This is a genomic window from Zobellia barbeyronii (assembly GCF_018603515.1).
GTDB classification, from domain to species: Bacteria; Bacteroidota; Bacteroidia; order Flavobacteriales; family Flavobacteriaceae; genus Zobellia; species Zobellia barbeyronii.
The window spans coordinates 226,429-240,488 of record NZ_JACATN010000002.1; the positions used below are offsets into that span (position 1 = coordinate 226,429).

The following is a 14,060-nucleotide window of genomic DNA, read 5'->3' on the forward strand; positions in this document are numbered from 1 at the left end:
CACAAATGTAAGGCTTAACCCAAGAACGATTTTCTTTTTTTTAGACAAGCTCATAGTTGATGTTTTTCATACACAATTTAGTAATTTCGCATAGTAATTCAACTTATAAAACACAAATTATGTTCGGAGATATGATGGGTATGATGGGGAAACTTAAAGAAACCCAGCAAAAAGTAGAGGCCACAAAGAAACGCTTAGACACAGTAACTCTAGAAGAATCTTCTTCCGAAGATTTGGTAAAGGTTATTATTACCGCCAATAGAGAAGTTAAGCAGATTATAATTGATGATAGTTTACTGGAAGACAAAGAACAATTAGAAGATTTTCTAATTATGACCGTCAATAAAGCCATTGCAAAGGCGACTCAAGTAAATGAAGCGGAACTAGGTGCTGTGGCCAAAGAAGGGATGCCCAATATTCCAGGAATGGACTCGTTATTTAAATAGTGGCAAGCTATTTGCTTTTGATTACTAAATAATACTACAGATGAAATTATTACTTTTTCTCTTATTACCGCTTTGTTTAATTGGCCAAACCGATACTACGAGTAGTGTTGACTGGCTTAAAAACTACGACAAGGCTATTAAAGTGTCGAAAAAAGAAAACAAAAATGTTCTAGTTTATTTTACTGGCAGCGATTGGTGCCCACCTTGTAAAAAACTTAAACACGATCTTTTTGAAACAGAGGAGTTCTCTGAATTAGCAAAAAGTTATGTCTTATTATATGTAGATATTCCTAGAAATAAGGATTTATTAAGTGATAAGCAGTGGGATCACAATCAAGAGGTTTTAAAAAAGCTTAATAAAAAAGGAGTCTTTCCTTTATTAAGTGTGGTAAACGGCAAAGGAAAAGCGCTAGATGAATATTCAGGTTATGGTATGACCGGAGAAATTGGTTATCATTTAAACTTCCTCAAGAAAAATAAGTAATTAAAAAAGGGCCCTAAAAGGGCCCTTTTTTTTTAACGTCTATTCAGAAATAGATTAGTTGTTAATCAATCTGAATTCTGTTCTTCTGTTTACTGAATGCTCTCTTGCAGTACAAGAAACACCATCCTTACATCTGTTCTTAAGTTTTGTTTCACCGTAACCGTTAGCTACTAAAAGACTAGAGTTAATACCTTTAGAAATAAGGTATTGAGCTACTGCTTTTGCTCTTCTTTCTGATAAATCTTGGTTAGAAGAAGCACTACCTTGAGCATCTGTATGAGAGGCTAATTCTACTTTAGCACCTTCATTCTGAGCCAATACAGGTAATAAACGAGTATCAATGATAGTTTTAGCTTGTGCTGTTAACGTAGCACTACCAGAGTCCCAGTTTATTGGAAGCGCTTGGTAAGTAACCAATTCACACTCTACTTCTTTCCAAGTAGTTAAACCACCTTTTTCTTTTAAAACCTCTTTTGTATAAGATTTAGTAACAGGAGCAACTGCCTCTTCTACAGAGTAAGCGTCCTTATCTAATACAGTTCTTGTGATTTCATCATAAACAGCAGGAACTACTTCCTCTACAACTTTAGCTGGAGAAACAAGAATTCTTTTAGTATATGTACCACTCTTTTGAGGAATAGCAGTTTTGCTTGTTGAAGCATTGTTAGCAAGAGTTGCAGTTTCTATAGTCTGAAATTCTGCAGGATATCCTTTATAACACCAGTATCTACAATCATCAGGATTACCCGAATCACAATCTGGAGCCGATGCACCTAACTCCCACTGGGCATATGCAGGCTTTACCTCTATAGTCTGAGAAGCATTACCAAAACTAGCTGGGCTAACACTCAAAGAGTTTCCGCCTTCCTTAGATACATAGCTAACCTTTTCAGATCCCCATTCTTCCGGAACAATTCTTAATTTTTTACTCTCTTCTTTTACTAAAACACGTTCTGTAACGGTTTTATAAGTTGCAGGTACAGTTTTTAAAACTTTATAACCGGGCTTTACTGTAATAGTCACGGTCTCGTTTACATAAACGTCAGGCGTAGTACAACGTACATAGCACTTTCCGGGTTCGGGGTTCGCTGGCAAGTCTTGAGCCATACTAAACGAAGCCGTAAGAACGGCAAGGGAAAAAAGAATCTTCTTCATAAGATAGTTAATGTTTAATGTTAATGTATAGTTGGATGTAAGTTAATGATTTAATATATATTTAACAAGTCTTTTCCTGTTAAGTATCAGTATCATCGATGAAATACACTTTTTTTAGTTAAAACTTAACCGTTCATCGATACTAGCATAGAACAGCATACTCATCAGTTTATTGTGATATTCTTAATTTTAACATAATTAAAATCCACATTCCTACTATACCTAAAGCCAGATAATCCTAAAATTATCACTCTTATTTTGTATCTTTTACCTAAAAAATTAATCTGTGATAGAAATAGTTAACACACCAAGTACCGGGCATCGTTTTCAAATTAAATCTAAAAGTGATTCTATATTGCTTACAAGTGAAGCGTTTATTAGTAAGACTGATTTAGATACTGCGCTTTCTAAATTGCTTACGCTTCAAATCAATAGAGGAAATTTTGAACGCAAGACCAACCATCAGGGTAAATTTCTATTCAATTTAAAAGATGGCAATGGTTCACTTATAGGTACCAGTCAGCTCTACGATTCCGAAGCAGGAATGGAGAATGGCATTAAAAATTTGCATAATCGTCTAGCTGACTTGAAAGAACTATAAGCCTTTTAAAATTTTTATAAGCTTTTCATGCATAGTATTAGTGTAATCCAAATGGGTAACGATGCGCAGTTTTCCTTGGCCCATACCTATAATAAGGACATCGTGCTCTTTTAGTTTTTCTACGAAAACATCTCCGGTCATAATATTTTCATCTATTTCAAAAATGATGATATTAGTTTCAATAGGTTCAACACTCTTTATATAGGATAGATTTTGTAACACCTCCCCTATCTCACGTGCTTTTTTATGATCTTCCGCCAAACGCTCCATATGATGATCAAGTGCATAAATACCTGCCGCGGCAAGAAAACCTGCCTGACGCATTCCGCCACCAAATATTTTACGAATACGAAGCGCTTTATCCATTAGCTCTTTACTGCCCACCAAAACAGAACCTACAGGGCAACCCAGACCTTTGCTTAAACAAACACTAATAGTATCAAACAACTCCCCATAAGCTAAGGGATTTTCGTTTTTCTGAACCAAGGCATTCCACAAACGGGCACCATCAAGATGGTAGGCCAGATTATGCTTTTTACAGACCTCTTTTATCTTCTTTAGCTCTTCTATATCCCAACATGCACCACCTCCTTTATTCGTCGTATTTTCTATGCAGACTAATGAAGTTAATGGACTGTGATAAAAATCTGGTGGATTAATAGCCGCTTCTACTTGCTCTGCCGTAATCATTCCCCTATGTCCATCTATCAATTTACATGACACCCCACTATTAAAACTGACGCCTCCACCTTCATAATTATAAACATGTGCGTATTTATCACAAATTAATTGGTCACCTGGTTGCGTATGTAACTTTATACCTGTCTGGTTTGCCATGGTTCCAGAAGGAAAAAAAAGAGCAGCTTCCTTACCAAACATTTTAGCTACTTTTTCCTCAAGAGCATTCACGGTTGGGTCAGCTTTAAACACGTCATCCCCAACTTTAGCAGACATCATGGCCGCTAACATTGCTTGAGTAGGTTTGGTTACTGTATCACTTATAAGATTAATCTGCATGTAATAATTTTTAATAATTGAACTATAAAAGCTCAGGTTAAACTAGATAACAAAGACTATATGAATTACATATCATAAATGACCAATTACACACAAAACAGGGATTTTTTTCTCTTTTTAACAAGAAATATGATAAACAACTCCCATTTTTTTTACATAAATGGTAAATTAATATTTCGATTATTATGTAATTCTTTCCATTGAGGATATTGAAAATTTATACCTTAACTACAAACAAATATACTATGGTAAACTTAGAAAATCAGATTTTTTCATCCTACCAAAGAAACCCCGTTTTATTCGACGAAATCTTTGACCAAGAAGGGCAAGTAAAGGAAGTATATTCTAAACTATTTGAGCTCTACGGCGGGCACTCTATTAGTGAATATGTTAATCTAAACGAAAAGGCAAAATCGTCATTCTTTAATCAAGGAATTACTTTTCAGGTATATGACAAAAAGAAAACCAAAGAGAAGATTTTTCCATTTGACCTTTTTCCTAGAATCATTCCTCCAGAAGAATGGGAAATAATTGAATCTGGGTGTATCCAAAGAAGTAAGGCGCTAAACCTTTTTTTATGGGACGTTTATCACGATAAAAATATAATAAAAGAGGGTATAGTTCCTATGGACCTCATAAGCTCCTCTGCTAACTATTTGGACCAAATGGTAAATTTAGACCCTCCAGGCGGTATTTATAACCATATATCGGGTACTGATGTAATAAAACATAGCGATGGACAATATTATGTACTTGAAGATAATATAAGGTGCCCAAGTGGCGTGAGCTATGTTATTTGTAATCGTACAGCTCTAAAAAGAGCGTTATTTGGCGTTTTTGACCATTACAAAACTTATTCCGTTACAAATTATGCCGAAAACCTTCTGGACCTACTTGAAACCGTTAAACCCAAAGGTGTAGATGTGCCCAATGTGGTAGTCATTACTCCAGGTATGTACAATTCAGCATTTTATGAGCATTCCTATTTAGCAAAAACTATGGGAGTTGAACTAGTAGAAGGCAGAGATCTTTTTGTAGAAAATGATTTTGTCTATATGAAAACCATAAAAGGCCCTCAAAAAGTTGATGTTATATACCGTAGAATAGATGATGCGTTTATAGACCCGTTAGAGTTCAATCCAGATTCTGCTCTTGGTGTGCCAGGTCTTTTTGCCGCTTACAAAAAAGGCAATGTAACCTTAGCCAATGCACCAGGTACCGGTGTTGCAGATGACAAGGCCATTTATACTTATATGCCAGAAATAATTAAGTATTACCTAAATGAAGAGCCTATTTTAAATAATGTGAAAACGTATCACTGCAGCAGACCTAAAGAACTTAGATATGTATTGAATAACATAAAAAACTTAGTGATTAAACCTGTAGATGAAGCAGGTGGTTACGGTATATCTATTGGAAACCGATTGAGTGATAAAGAGATTGAAGTGGTAAAGGCCGAGATACTTTTGAGTCCTAGGAAATACGTTGCCCAGCCAATCATGTCTCTTTCCGTGCATCCTACATACATAGATGAAACTGAATCTTTTGAACAACGCCATGTTGATCTCAGAGTTTTTACTGTACTAGGAAAAGACAAAGAATTTGTGCTTAAAGGTGGTTTGACAAGAGTAGCGCTAAAAAGAGGAAACTTGATTGTAAATTCTTCTCAAGGTGGCGGATCTAAGGATACTTGGGTATTAAAGACCTAGTAGAATACTAGTATTCTACTATAGAAAAAACAGTTAAAGAAAGAACACTAACTTTTAAATAAGACCTATGCTAGCACGAGTGGCCAATAACCTATTTTGGATGGGAAGATATATAGAACGTTCAGAACATATTGCGAGGTACCTTAGAGTAAATTATTTTTCATCTCTTGACGCCCCCAACCAAATATCTCAATCAAGACAATTTGTTCTTCGCTCAATGCTAACTTTAGTGGGTGACCCAGCTGCCGATGAGGAAGAGGAACTTAATGAGACAGAAGTTTTATATAAAATTGGTTTAGATCCTAACTACTCTTCTTCCATACTTAATAATGTTAGAAATTCAAGAGAAAATGCCAATAGCGCTAGAGATTTAATTTCTACTGAACTTTATGAATCCATCAATAAATTTTACCACTTTATAGCTAACTATGACGCTGACGTTTATACTAAAAACGGCTTAGATGATTTTACACGTAATGTAACAGAAATGTCAGCAATTCTAAGAGGAAAAGTGCGCAGTACGCTTATGCATGACGAAATTTATGCAATCATTATGATGGGTGCGAATATAGAACGAGCCACACAGGTAATGCGGATTATTAGTTCTAAATATAATGATGCACTAAAAGCTCAGGGAAGTTATGGCGATAAGTTCAAGAATAGCTTTGAATGGACCACCTTATTAAAATGTACGGAGTCTTATGATATGATGCGTAGACATTACAAAAAAACACCAACTAGTATTTCTACACTAGAGTTCTTGATTCTTAATCCAGATTGTCCCAGGTCTATAATGAACAGTTTAAATCAGATATGTAAGCACATAAAAATCCTGGACACCAAGAAAAAGCACGATAGAGACTCAACTTCATTTCTAGTCGGGAAAGTTAGGGCAGAGTATGAATTTAAGTCTATGGTAGATATTGAAAGTGATATTCAATTGATAATTAATAATACGTTGACGCATCTTTATGAAATCAGTCAAAAAATGGAAAAAGAGTTTTTTAGTTATTAAGCCTTATATTCTAGAGCCTATTCGGCACAAATTAGATTATATTTTTATCAAATCTAACGAATGCATCATTAACCAATGTCATTAGAATATTCAATTACTTACAAAGCAGAAAACACTTATGAAGAATCTGTCCTTGAAGCATATTGGCAATTTCTTATCATACCAGAGGAGAATGACTCACAACAGTTCATTAGTATAGATTTCAATAACTCTTTGAACGCTAAAACCGAATTCTCCATAAACGGATATGGTTTTAAAACGATTAGAGTACATCCAAAAAGCGAGTTTAAACACATTGCTTTTGAGGCGAATTTTAAATTAATAAAGAAAGAAATTAATCCGTTTGACTTTGAGCCAGAAGCAGATGTATTAAAATCGTTTCAAAAACTTCAAGAATTAGATTTTAAGGTAGACCATAACACCTTCTTAAAAACAACGGATTATACTCGTCTTCCTGAAGAAAGCAAAAATCTATTTATATTTGATACTACCCAGTCGATATTTGAAAACCTTCAGTCCTTAAATAACTTTATTCACCACTACATTAAATTTAATACAGAAGCTACTGATGTATTTACCAAACTAAACGAATTACTGAATATCCGCCAAGGCGTTTGCCAAGACTTCACTCACCTATTTTGCGCTTTCGCAAGATTAAATGGCATACCAGCACGTTACGTTTCAGGCTATTTGCATCAAGACAACGGTTATTTTGGAGATGCACAGATGCACGCTTGGGCAGAAGCTTATGTGCCCTTTGTTGGTTGGATTGGTTTTGATGTTACAAATGATATTTTAGCCGGCACATCTCATATAAAAATAGCCGACGGCAAAGATTATAAAGACTGTTCAGCCTTAAAAGGGGTAGTATACTCTACCGGCAATAACGAAACCGTTCATTCTGTAGTAGTTAGCAGTCAAAGCCAACAATAGATTTTAGAATGCAGTTACTCTAACCGTGCAAACATTCAATCATTAACTACAGAATAGATCAAAAAGAGTAGTATTTTTGTTTGAAAATAGAATTAAATGACAATTACCACAGACCTATTTAAAGGTCTACAAGAACGCCTTGGCGCGTTAAGGAGGTATCTTTGACGTTGATGCCAAACTTATTGAAATAGAAAATGAACAGGAGAAAACTTTAGCTCCTGATTTCTGGGATAATCCACAGGAAGCCCAGGCACATATGAAATTCATACAGTCTAAAAAACAGTGGGTAGATGATTACAACGCTGCCAAAACACTGGTTGATGACGTAGAAATTTTACTAGAGTTTCAACAAGAAGGAGAAGATAACGAAGCAGAAGTAACCGCTCAGTATGATAAAGCACTGAGCCAGTTAGAGAAGCTAGAATTCAAGAACATGCTTTCTGAGGAAGGTGATGAACTTCCTGCCGTTCTACAAATTACAGCTGGTGCCGGTGGTACCGAAAGTTGCGATTGGGCCTCTATGCTCATGCGTATGTACATGATGTGGGCCGAAAAGAACAAATACAAAGTAAAAGAACTCAACTATCAAGAAGGAGATGTTGCTGGTATAAAAACGGTTACTCTAGAGATTGATGGCGATTTTGCTTTTGGATGGCTTAAAGGTGAAAACGGCGTGCATAGATTGGTTCGTATTTCTCCGTTTGACAGTAATGCCAAACGCCATACTTCGTTTGCATCCGTTTATGTGTATCCTCTTGTTGATGACAGTATTGAAATTGATGTTAACCCTGCAGATATAACCATTACAACAGCACGTTCAAGTGGTGCCGGTGGTCAAAACGTAAACAAGGTTGAAACTAAAGTTCAATTGGTTCACCATCCTACAGGCATACAAATTTCTTGTTCAGATTCTAGAAGCCAGCATGATAACAGGGCTACGGCCATGAAAATGCTAAAGTCTCAATTGTATGAAATAGAGCTTCGAAAGAAAATGGAAGCACGCCAGGAAATAGAATCCTCGAAAATGAAAATTGAGTGGGGTTCACAAATCCGAAATTATGTCATGCATCCATATAAATTGATAAAAGATGTGCGGACTGCTGAAGAAACAGGCAATGTAGATGCTGTTATGGATGGCGACATTGATGCTTTCTTGAAGGCCTTCCTAATGATGATGGGTCAAAAAGATGAAGAATAGGCCTTACTTTTAGATGAATGAAAATTACAATTAAATTGCAAAATGATTAAAATCTATCACAATCCAAGATGTCAAAAATCCCGTGAAGGATTACAGTTACTTGAAAAATCCGGGAAAGAGTTTGAAGTCATTAAGTACTTAGAAGAAGTCCCTTCTAAGGAAGAACTCCGTAGTGTTTTAGACTGCCTAGGTATTACTCCAGAAATGCTTGTTCGTAAAAATGAACAAATCTGGAAGGATAATTTTAGAGGTAAACTTCTATCTAACGAAGAAGTTTTAGATGCTATGATTCTGCATCCAAAATTGATAGAAAGACCTATTGTAATTAACAATGGTAAAGCTGTTATTGGTAGACCTGTTAATTTAATTGACGGAATTATTTAATATCAATGCTTTATTCCTCTTAAAAATCAACATATAAAAAAGGAGCATTCTCTTGAAAACCAAGTGAATGCTCTCTTTTATTTTATTAGTATCCCCTCTTTAATTATTTGGTACATTTGTTGCTATTTCATTTTAACAAAGCTTTAACCATGACAGGTTAAACCATTTATAAAAAACACAATCCTATAAACTGATATCGTCATGAAAAACAATATCCCATACGTTATTTTATTTTTTGTTTTAATGTTCACAGGTCCCGAACTCGTTGCTCAATATGGTTACGGCGGAGGAGGCGGAGGTTACGGCTATGGTAATAGTGGTTATGGCAATAGTGGTTACGGAAGACAACGTAGCGCTATACCGCAAGTTCAAGAAACTCCAAAAGAACCTGAAGCAAAGACCGCTGCGCAAATTGTTGATGGCGAGATGCCAGGTATAGCAGAAGCTTTAGAGCTAAATGAGTTTGAGTCCGCAGTAATGAGTTCTGTATTAAAAAAGTATCTGCAAAAACGAATTGAAATGCAGATTCTTCAACTTACTCCTGAGCAAATGCGCGAGGGAATGGAGAAAATTACAAAATCTCAGGACGAAGAATTAAAAGCCGGACTTCCTATTGAAAAATACGATGCTTTTGTAGCAATGCAAAAGAAAGGCTTACAGAAGACCAAGAAAGAAAAAAAACGAGAGAAAAAACGAAAGAAGAAAAAAACCGAAGATTGACATGAAAATACCGTTCTTGATTGCCCTGTTACTGTTATCGATAAATACATTCGCACAACGGCCACAGAGGCCCCAAGGTCAAGAACAACAGCCTATTAAAATTACCGGAACGGTTTTAGATCAAGATGACGGGCAGCCTTTAGAATACGCCACCCTAGTTCTTCATAGCGTAGACAATCCTGAAAAGGTTACCGGTGGAATTACAAATATTGACGGAAAATTTGAAGTTGAGGCTCTCCCAGGAAAATACAATGTTAGTATTGAATACATTTCCTATAAAACGTATAAACTACCAAATCAGCTACTAAGCAAATCTACAGATCTTGGTATTGTAAAACTTGCACTAGATGTCTCACAACTAGAAGGTGTAGAAGTTGTTGGCGAAAAAACTACGGTTGAAGTTCGCCTTGATAAAAAAATCTATAACATAGGTAAAGACCTTACCACAAGCGGAGCTACCATTAGTGATGCCCTAAACAACGTTCCATCTGTAAATGTTGATGTGGAGGGTGCTATTAGCTTGCGAGGCAATGAGAACGTTAGGATTCTTATTAACGGAAAACCTTCGGCCTTGGCCGGTTTTGGCTCTACAGATGCTTTACGAGAACTTCCCGCAGATGCTATAGAAAAGGTTGAGGTAATCACCAGTCCTTCTGCCCGTTATGACGCAGAAGGTACAGCAGGTATCCTTAACATCGTTCTTAAACGCGAAAAAACATTAGGCTTTAATGGTTCTGTAAATGTAAATATTGGCTACCCCGGTCAGAGCGGTATTTCTGTAAATGCGAATTTAAGAACAGATAAGTTTAATATTTTCAATACTCTTGGCTACAGATATAATGATTCTCCCGGAAATGCATTTTATGAAAACTCGTATACTAATGGTCAATACGGACAAATCAACGAAGATAGAGATTACACTAGAAGAAGTAAGGGGCTTAATAACAACTTTGGCGTTGAGTACTTTATAACCAAAAAATCCTCCATAACGGGAAGTTTCTTTATGCGTTTCCAAGACGGTGATGATTTAACAGAGAATTATAGTAACTACTTTGAAAATGGCCTACTTACCAGACAGAGTTTTAGAGAAGAGATTGAACTAGAGGATGAAGAAAACTATCAGTTCTCCTTAAACTATATGAATAATATTGATGATGACGGACAGAAACTAACGGTAGATCTACAATATTCAAATGGAGACGAAGTAGAAAATTCAACTATTGACGATAACAATACCTTTCCTAATTTAAGTTTAAATACGCTGGAGAGTGTATATCAAAATGAAATTGAAGATGAATACCTAGTACAGGCAGATTATGTACTTCCCTTGGGTGATGCGCAATTTGAGGCAGGTTACAGAGGTACTTTTGATAAAGAAGTTACAGACTACAAACTGGACTCACTAAATAGAGCTACAGGACTTTTTGTCACCAATGAAGACCTAACTAACAAATTTAAATACGAAGAAAACGTAAATGCCGTATACACTCAATACGGAAACAAATTTGGTAAGTTTTCTTTCTTAGCCGGATTACGATTAGAGAACACACAACTTAAAGGAGAGGTGACTTCTGATTATGATACCTCCGCTGTTGAAGAGGCATTAGGTGAAGATGTAGACCTTAATTTTGACAAAAATTACCTAGGCCTCTTCCCTACTCTAAATTTCATATATGAAATTGGCGAAATGGAAAATATATCCCTCGGTTACAATCGTAGAATCAATAGACCAAGAGGGCGCTTTATAAATCCGTTTCCTTCTAGATCTAGTAGAGCTAACATTTTTCAAGGAAACCCAGATTTAGATCCTGCTTATTCAAATTCATTTGATTTAGGATATCTAAAACGCTGGGACAAGCTTACACTTACTTCTTCTGTCTACTATAAGCGGGAAACCAACTCTTTTGAATACATTCAGGAAGCCACAGGACAGGTCACGACAGATAGCGTACGAATTATTAGATCACTACCCATTAACCTATCTTCTAATGAAAGAATAGGCGCCGAAGCTGGTGTTCTTTATAACCCCAAAAAATGGTTGCGACTAAACGGTAGCGTCAACTTCTTTAAATTTTCTAGTGAAGGGGAGCATAATGGTACAGATTACGGTACAGATAATACAAGTTGGTTCGCTCGCTTTAGCTCTAAAGTAAGTTTGCCTAAAAAAATAGAATGGCAGACCAATGCATTTTACATGGGCCCACGTCAAAATTCACAAACAGAAACTAAAGGAATGATATCCCTAAACTTGGCGTTCAGCAAAGATATTATGAAAGATAAGGGCACACTATCCCTAAACGTAAGTGATCTTCTTAACTCAAGAAAGAGACAGTCCTATACCGTATCGGATGATTTTACTTCAAGAAGCGAATTTCAATTTAGACCAAGGTCGATAACTTTATCTCTTCGTTATAGAATAAATCAAACAAAAGAAAATAACCGTAAACAAGGCAAAGGCGGTAATGACAATGGTGGCGGAGAAGATGAGATGGAAGGCTAAAAGTAACCTCTAAAAGAAAAGCCCTGCTAGTTTTATAATACTAGCAGGGCTTTTTTTATTCAGTCTAGGCCATAAAAAAGCAGGAAAACGATAATTCGTTCTCCTGCTTTTTAATATATAAGAGCGCTTATACGCTACGTTTCGCTTTCTTTTTATCTCTCCATTCTTTGTAGAGTTCCAAGATGTTTCCACCTAACCAATAAGGTACTACAAAGGTCAACAAGAAAATCATCAACCAAAATCCAATGGTTAAAATGGTTAAAAATGCTAAAAATCCAAGGTACTGATCAAATTCCATGTTCTCAATTTTGCTCTACAAATATACTTTAGAAAGTACCAAAATTGCAAATTGAAATCAAAAAAAATAACATAACTTAAAAAACATTTATTTTTAAAGCCTCAAAGGGGAATTAAAATGATGAAATACTACCTTTGTAAACTAACATAACACTACTGATAATGAGCTTTAGAATCGAAAAAGATACCATGGGCCAAGTAGAGGTGCCCAGCGATAAATATTGGGGCGCCCAAACTGAGCGCTCAAGAAATAATTTTAAAATAGGACCTTCTGCATCCATGCCTTTAGATGTGGTTTACGGATTTGCCTATTTAAAAAAAGCTGCCGCTTACGCCAACTGTGAACTAGGTGTTCTTGCCGAAGAAAAAAGAGACCTTATTGCACAGGTTTGCGAAGAGATTTTAGAAGGAAAACTTGATGACCAATTTCCTTTGGTTATCTGGCAAACCGGATCAGGAACACAGAGCAACATGAACGTAAACGAGGTTATTGCAAATCGCGCTCATGAGATTGCCGGAAAGAAAATTGGTGAAGGCGAAAAGACAATTCAGCCTAATGATGATGTAAACAAATCACAATCATCTAATGATACCTTCCCTACAGGTATGCACATTGCTGCTTACCAGAAAATTGTAAATAATACTATACCAGGTGTAACGAAGCTACGTGACACTCTAAATAAGAAATCCAAAGATTTCGCCAAGGTGGTAAAAATAGGTAGAACGCACCTTATGGATGCTACTCCCCTAACCTTAGGACAAGAATTTTCAGGATATGTTTCGCAGCTAGACCACGGATTAAGAGCTTTAAATAACACCTTAGATCATTTAAGCGAATTAGCTTTAGGTGGTACTGCCGTAGGTACAGGAATGAATACACCAAAAGGTTATGATGTTCTTGTTGCCAAGTACATTGCCAAATTTACCGGACTTCCTTTTCGTACAGCAGATAATAAATTTGAAGCTTTAGCAGCACATGACGCTATTGTAGAGAGTCATGGAGCACTTAAGCAACTAGCTGTTTCTTTAAACAAAATAGCTAATGATGTTCGTATGATGGCTTCAGGGCCAAGATCAGGAATTGGTGAAATTATCATCCCAGCAAATGAACCAGGCAGTTCTATTATGCCAGGTAAAGTTAATCCAACCCAGTGTGAAGCTATGACCATGGTATGTGCTCAAGTAATGGGTAACGATGTTGCTGTTTCAGTAGGTGGTACTCAAGGCCATTATGAATTGAATGTGTTTAAGCCTATGATGGCCGCTAACATCCTTCAATCTGCAGAATTACTTGGTGATGCCTGTGTAAGCTTTGAAGTGAACTGTGCGGCTGGTATTGAGCCTAATTATGATGTAATCAAAGAATTACTGAATAACTCTTTAATGTTAGTTACTGCCTTAAATACTAAAATAGGGTATTATAAGGCTGCTGAGATTGCAAATACAGCACATAAAAACGGAACTACACTAAAAGAAGAAGCAATTAACCTAGGTTACGTTTCCGCCGAAGATTATGATGAGTGGGTAAAACCAGAAGATATGGTAGGTAGCTTAAAATAAGTAGACCTTAAAATTGAACATAAAAAAAAGGGGCAATCTTT

14 protein-coding genes are annotated in these 14,060 nt (G+C 36.2%); 11 read left to right on the plus strand and 3 right to left on the minus strand.

Features of this window, described 5'->3' with window-relative positions; genetic code table 11:
* The first annotated feature begins 119 nt into the window (after nucleotides 1–119).
* On the plus strand, nucleotides 120–446 hold the full coding sequence (locus HW347_RS05530) for a YbaB/EbfC family nucleoid-associated protein (protein ID WP_214610932.1): 327 nt from the start codon (nucleotides 120–122) through the stop codon (nucleotides 444–446).
* Between the two features lie 40 nt (nucleotides 447–486).
* Nucleotides 487–930, plus strand: a complete 444-nt coding sequence (locus tag HW347_RS05535; RefSeq protein WP_214610933.1) for a thioredoxin family protein — start codon at nucleotides 487–489, stop codon at nucleotides 928–930.
* Between the two features lie 54 nt (nucleotides 931–984).
* On the opposite strand, the gene HW347_RS05540 is transcribed toward HW347_RS05535, so the two are convergent.
* On the minus strand, nucleotides 985–2,085 hold the full coding sequence (locus HW347_RS05540) for an OmpA family protein (protein ID WP_214610934.1): 1,101 nt from the start codon (nucleotides 2,083–2,085) through the stop codon (nucleotides 985–987).
* 286 nt (nucleotides 2,086–2,371) lie between these two features.
* On the opposite strand from HW347_RS05540, the gene HW347_RS20775 reads away from it, so the two are divergent.
* On the plus strand, nucleotides 2,372–2,686 hold the full coding sequence (locus HW347_RS20775) for a YegP family protein (protein ID WP_214610935.1): 315 nt from the start codon (nucleotides 2,372–2,374) through the stop codon (nucleotides 2,684–2,686).
* Here the strand turns inward: HW347_RS20775 and HW347_RS05550 are convergent.
* On the minus strand, nucleotides 2,681–3,703 hold the full coding sequence (locus HW347_RS05550; RefSeq protein WP_214610936.1) for a threonine aldolase family protein: 1,023 nt from the start codon (nucleotides 3,701–3,703) through the stop codon (nucleotides 2,681–2,683). The two genes, HW347_RS20775 and HW347_RS05550, sit on opposite strands and share 6 nt — an antisense overlap.
* Nucleotides 3,704–3,948: 245 nt before the next feature.
* Here HW347_RS05550 and HW347_RS05555 point away from each other — a divergent pair, with 245 nt between their 5' ends.
* The 7 genes from HW347_RS05555 to HW347_RS05585 all read left to right on the plus strand — a co-directional run bounded on the left by HW347_RS05555 (nucleotide 3,949) and on the right by HW347_RS05585 (nucleotide 12,162).
* Nucleotides 3,949–5,412 carry a circularly permuted type 2 ATP-grasp protein gene (locus tag HW347_RS05555; RefSeq protein ID WP_214610937.1) on the plus strand — a complete coding sequence of 488 codons (1,464 nt, stop codon included), beginning with the start codon at nucleotides 3,949–3,951 and terminating at the stop codon, nucleotides 5,410–5,412.
* Between the two features lie 67 nt (nucleotides 5,413–5,479).
* On the plus strand, nucleotides 5,480–6,427 hold the full coding sequence (locus HW347_RS05560) for an alpha-E domain-containing protein (RefSeq protein WP_214610938.1): 948 nt from the start codon (nucleotides 5,480–5,482) through the stop codon (nucleotides 6,425–6,427).
* A gap of 75 nt (nucleotides 6,428–6,502) precedes the next feature.
* On the plus strand, nucleotides 6,503–7,360 hold the full coding sequence (locus HW347_RS05565) for a transglutaminase-like domain-containing protein (RefSeq protein WP_214610939.1): 858 nt from the start codon (nucleotides 6,503–6,505) through the stop codon (nucleotides 7,358–7,360).
* 96 nt (nucleotides 7,361–7,456) lie between these two features.
* A protein-coding gene (gene prfB, locus HW347_RS05570) for a peptide chain release factor 2 (protein ID WP_225901829.1) occupies nucleotides 7,457–8,558 on the plus strand; the annotation gives its coding sequence in 2 pieces (ribosomal slippage) (nucleotides 7,457–7,522 and nucleotides 7,524–8,558; 1,101 coding nt in all).
* A 42-nt stretch (nucleotides 8,559–8,600) separates the two neighbouring features.
* Complete coding sequence (gene arsC / locus HW347_RS05575) at nucleotides 8,601–8,942, plus strand: arsenate reductase (glutaredoxin) (protein WP_214610940.1); 342 nt, start codon at nucleotides 8,601–8,603, stop codon at nucleotides 8,940–8,942.
* A 201-nt stretch (nucleotides 8,943–9,143) separates the two neighbouring features.
* Complete coding sequence (locus HW347_RS05580; RefSeq protein WP_214610941.1) at nucleotides 9,144–9,662, plus strand: hypothetical protein; 519 nt, start codon at nucleotides 9,144–9,146, stop codon at nucleotides 9,660–9,662.
* A 1-nt stretch (nucleotide 9,663) separates the two neighbouring features.
* The gene (locus HW347_RS05585) at nucleotides 9,664–12,162 is read left to right on the plus strand and encodes an outer membrane beta-barrel family protein (protein ID WP_214610942.1); all 2,499 of its coding nucleotides are present in this window, start codon (nucleotides 9,664–9,666) and stop codon (nucleotides 12,160–12,162) included.
* A 127-nt stretch (nucleotides 12,163–12,289) separates the two neighbouring features.
* On the opposite strand, the gene HW347_RS05590 is transcribed toward HW347_RS05585, so the two are convergent.
* Entirely contained in the window at nucleotides 12,290–12,460 is a 171-nt protein-coding gene (locus HW347_RS05590; protein ID WP_162857241.1) for a hypothetical protein, read from the minus strand.
* Nucleotides 12,461–12,621: 161 nt separating this feature from the next.
* On the opposite strand from HW347_RS05590, the gene fumC reads away from it, so the two are divergent.
* Nucleotides 12,622–14,019 carry a class II fumarate hydratase gene (gene fumC, locus HW347_RS05595; RefSeq protein ID WP_214610943.1) on the plus strand — a complete coding sequence of 466 codons (1,398 nt, stop codon included), beginning with the start codon at nucleotides 12,622–12,624 and terminating at the stop codon, nucleotides 14,017–14,019.
* The last annotated feature ends 41 nt before the right edge of the window (nucleotides 14,020–14,060 follow it).

Bases quoted from the DNA above. Each gene is read 5' to 3' on its own strand.
- HW347_RS05530 (WP_214610932.1), top strand. From the start codon at position 120: ATGTTCGGAGATATGATGGGTATGATGGGGAAACTTAAAGAAACCCAG.
- HW347_RS05535 (WP_214610933.1), top strand. From the start codon at position 487: ATGAAATTATTACTTTTTCTCTTATTACCGCTTTGTTTAATTGGCCAA.
- HW347_RS05540 (WP_214610934.1), bottom strand. From the start codon at position 2,085: ATGAAGAAGATTCTTTTTTCCCTTGCCGTTCTTACGGCTTCGTTTAGT.
- HW347_RS05550 (WP_214610936.1), bottom strand. From the start codon at position 3,703: ATGCAGATTAATCTTATAAGTGATACAGTAACCAAACCTACTCAAGCA.
- HW347_RS05555 (WP_214610937.1), top strand. From the start codon at position 3,949: ATGGTAAACTTAGAAAATCAGATTTTTTCATCCTACCAAAGAAACCCC.
- HW347_RS05560 (WP_214610938.1), top strand. From the start codon at position 5,480: ATGCTAGCACGAGTGGCCAATAACCTATTTTGGATGGGAAGATATATA.
- HW347_RS05565 (WP_214610939.1), top strand. From the start codon at position 6,503: ATGTCATTAGAATATTCAATTACTTACAAAGCAGAAAACACTTATGAA.
- arsC (WP_214610940.1), top strand. From the start codon at position 8,601: ATGATTAAAATCTATCACAATCCAAGATGTCAAAAATCCCGTGAAGGA.
- HW347_RS05580 (WP_214610941.1), top strand. From the start codon at position 9,144: ATGAAAAACAATATCCCATACGTTATTTTATTTTTTGTTTTAATGTTC.
- HW347_RS05585 (WP_214610942.1), top strand. From the start codon at position 9,664: ATGAAAATACCGTTCTTGATTGCCCTGTTACTGTTATCGATAAATACA.
- HW347_RS05590 (WP_162857241.1), bottom strand. From the start codon at position 12,460: ATGGAATTTGATCAGTACCTTGGATTTTTAGCATTTTTAACCATTTTA.
- fumC (WP_214610943.1), top strand. From the start codon at position 12,622: ATGAGCTTTAGAATCGAAAAAGATACCATGGGCCAAGTAGAGGTGCCC.